The 3,434-nt window shown below is 46.8% G+C and carries 1 protein-coding gene; it reads right to left on the bottom strand.

Features of this window, described 5'->3' with window-relative positions; genetic code table 11:
• Nucleotides 1-78 precede the first annotated feature (78 nt).
• Complete coding sequence (locus tag I8748_RS27215) at nt 79-3,252, bottom strand: efflux RND transporter permease subunit (protein WP_198127635.1); 3,174 nt, start codon at nt 3,250-3,252, stop codon at nt 79-81.
• Nucleotides 3,253-3,434 lie beyond the last annotated feature (182 nt).

Below are 3,434 nucleotides of genomic sequence, written 5' to 3'. Positions count from 1 at the left end.
GGATGAGGGGGATGGGGGGATGAGGGAAAATCATTAATGCCCAATTCCCAATTCCCAATTCCCAATGCCCAATGCCCCCTAGTGATGGCTGCTATGGGGAACCTTCTCATCATGGCTAGAATCTAGCTGGTGAGGTTGGTGGCGACGTGTTAAGCGATCGCGGATTCTGCCAATTACGATATACAAAATTGGTACGATAAATAAACTCAATAAAGTAGAGACTATCATCCCTCCTGCGATCGCTGTACCAAGAGATTTTCTACTAGCTGCGCCTGCTCCCACAGGATTTACCAATGGCCAAACACCCAAAATGAAAGATAAGGAAGTCATTAAAATGGGTCGCAAACGCTCTTGGGATGCTTGCACTGCGGCTTTGGTCAGTGAAAGTCCTTGCTCTCGCAGTTGGTTGGCAAATTCTACAATCAAAATGGCATTTTTACTCGCCAGTCCAATTAGCATTACCAAACCAACTTGACAAAATACATCGTTGGGTAGACCCCGCAGAGATTGCGCTGACAATGCCCCCAAGATAGCGAGAGGAACTGACAGCATAATAATAAACGGGTCAACGTAGTTCTCATACTGAGCAGCTAGTACTAAGAATACAAACACCAGCCCCAACCCAAAAATCAGCGGTGCTAGACCTCCAGATTCCTTTTCTTCAGCGGTAATACCTGCCCATTCGTAACCCATAGTTGCGGGTAAAACCTCGTCTGCTAGTTTCTCCATTGCTGCGGTTGCTTGTCCGGAACTGTAACCAGGCGCGGCAGAACCGTTGATTTCAATTGAGCGGAATAAGTTAAAGTGATTAATGGTTTGCGCCCCAGTAGTAGGAGTGATTTTCACTAGATTGCTCAGGGGAATCATCTCATTGTTAACAGAGCGAACGTACAATTTACCGATATCATCAGGGTTAGAGCGATGCTCAGCGTCTGCTTGCACATATACTCGATAAGTCCGCTGTAGTAAGTTAAAGTCGTTGACATACCGCGAACCCAAGTAACTTTGCAGAGTATTAAAAACCTCGTCTACATCAACTTGTAGGGCTTTAGCTTTGTTGCGGTCTACTTCAATCAGCATCTGAGGCGTATTTGCACTAAATGTGCTAAATACAGCTTGCAATCCTGGTGTTTGATTACCGCGCTGGAGTAACTGACCCATGATTTGCAGCATGGTATTCAAGCCACTGTTACCAGCTCTATCTTGTAGCTGAAATTGGAAACCACCAAAATTGCCTAAACCCTGAATTGATGGTGGATTCACTGGGAAAATTCTAGCTTCGGGAATTGCCGATACCACTCCCGCCAACCTACCGATAATTGCCTGTGCTGACTTGGCTGGGTCGTGACGTTCTTCCCAAGGCGTGAGGGTTGTAAAAATCGCACCACTGTTAGCAGAGTTGCCACTAAAACCAAAGCCACCTATGGTAAAGGTACCTGTGACTTCAGGTATTTTGAGGATTTCTTGTTCTACCTGAGTCATCACCTTGCTGGTGTAGTTAAGGGAAACTCCTTCTGGCCCTTGGATAATGGTAATGAAATAGCCTTGGTCGTCATCAGGAATAAATGCTGTTGGCACAGTCAGGTAAAGCCAGCCTGTGACGCCCAAAGATAAGGCAAATAACAGGACTACGAACGCTGTGATCTTTGTCAAACGATACAGTGTGCGCTCATATCCCCGGCGCGTCCAATCAATAAACCTATTAATCTGGTCAAAAATCCAGCCTAACCAACCGCGTGGTCTTTGTCCTCGACGCAACAGCAATGCTGAAAGTGAAGGAGTCAGAGTAATGGCAAGAAAGGTGGAAATTGCCATAGAAAAGGCGATCGTCAGCGCAAATTGCTTATATATTTGTCCTGTGGCTCCTGGGAAGAAGGCTACGGGTACAAATACCGCCATTAGCACTAAGGAAGTGGCAATCACTGCGCCGAATAACTCCCTCATGGACTCAGAGGCAGCTTGGCGGGGTGACATGCCCTCATCCTCGATTAACCGAGAGACGTTTTCAACGATGATGATGGCGTCATCCACCACCAAGCCGGTTGCCAACGTCAGACCAAACATGGTCAAGGTATTAATGGAAAATCCGAAAACCTTGATAAAGGCAAAAGTGCCAACCAAAGTTAGGGGCACAACGATAACGGGAATTAGCGTGGTGCGCCAGTCTTGCAAGAAGATATAAATAACTAAGACAACAAGAGCGATCGCTTCTATCAGGGTCTTGACAACTTCCGCTAAAGATGCTTCTACAAATGATGTGGTATCAAATGCCACCTGATATTCCATCCCCGGTGGAAAGCGTTGCGCCAGTATTGCCATTTCAGCTTTTACAGCCCTAGCCACATCCAAGGCGTTACTCCCCGGTGTGGTAAATATGCCTATACCTACACCTTCATTGCCCCTAAATCGTAGGAAAGAGTTATAGTCTTCTGCTCCAAGTTCAGCCCTACCTACATCTTTGAGTTTGATCAATGTACCATCTGTACCTGTCTTGATCACTATGTCTGCAAATTCTGATGGCTCAGTCAACCTACTTACTGCTTGCAGGTCTATTTGATACATCTGCTCTGGGTGTGATGGCTGCTGACCGATTTGCCCTGCACCCACCTGTAAGTTTTGTTCGTTGAGGGCATCGATTACATCTTGGGCGGTGAGGTTGCGACTAGCAAGGCGGTTAGGGTCGAGCCACAGGCGCATTGCATAGCGGCGTTCACCAAAAATCTGTGCCTGGCTGACACCATTAATTCTTTTGAGGGCATCGACTATGTATAAGTCAGCATAATTGCTTAAAAATACGTTGTCAAACTTTTTGTTCTCTGAGTACAGCCCCATCGCTAAGATAATGCTATTAGACTGCTTGTTGACAGTAACTCCAGTTCTTTGGACAGCTTCTGGCAACTGCGGTTCGGCGAGGGACACGCGATTTTGCACATCAACTGCTGCAATATCTTTGTTTCGCCCTGGGTCAAACGTGACTGTAATTGTACTGTTGCCATTGTTACTGCTGCTCGAAGTCATGTACTTCAAGCCTTCAACACCGTTAATTTGGCGCTCTAAGATAGTCGTGACCGTATTTTCTACAACTTCAGCACTGGCACCAACATAATTAGCACTAACGGTGATTTGAGTCGGGCTAATATCTGGATACTGGGCTGTAGGTAGCGTTGGAATACTGATTGCTCCTACCAGCAGAATGAGGATAGCGCAGACACTCGTAAATACAGGTCGCCTAATAAAGAAATCAACAAACATTGGGAATTGGGGAATTGGGAATTGGGAATGGGGAATTGGAATTGGGAATGGGTAATGGGGAATTGGGAATTGGTGAGCCAGCGCGGTGAGGCAGTACGGTCTTGGGGTCTCCCCAAGTGGAGTAACTGCCGAACCCGTAAGGGTCTTGGGGGTTTCCCCCATGAGCGACTGGCGATCTTCGC

The organism is Amazonocrinis nigriterrae CENA67 (genome assembly GCF_016056305.1).
Lineage (GTDB): Bacteria > Cyanobacteriota > Cyanobacteriia > Cyanobacteriales > Nostocaceae > Amazonocrinis > Amazonocrinis nigriterrae.
Note: the sequence above shows the minus strand (reverse complement) of the source record. Positions and strands in the feature narration are given on the sequence as shown.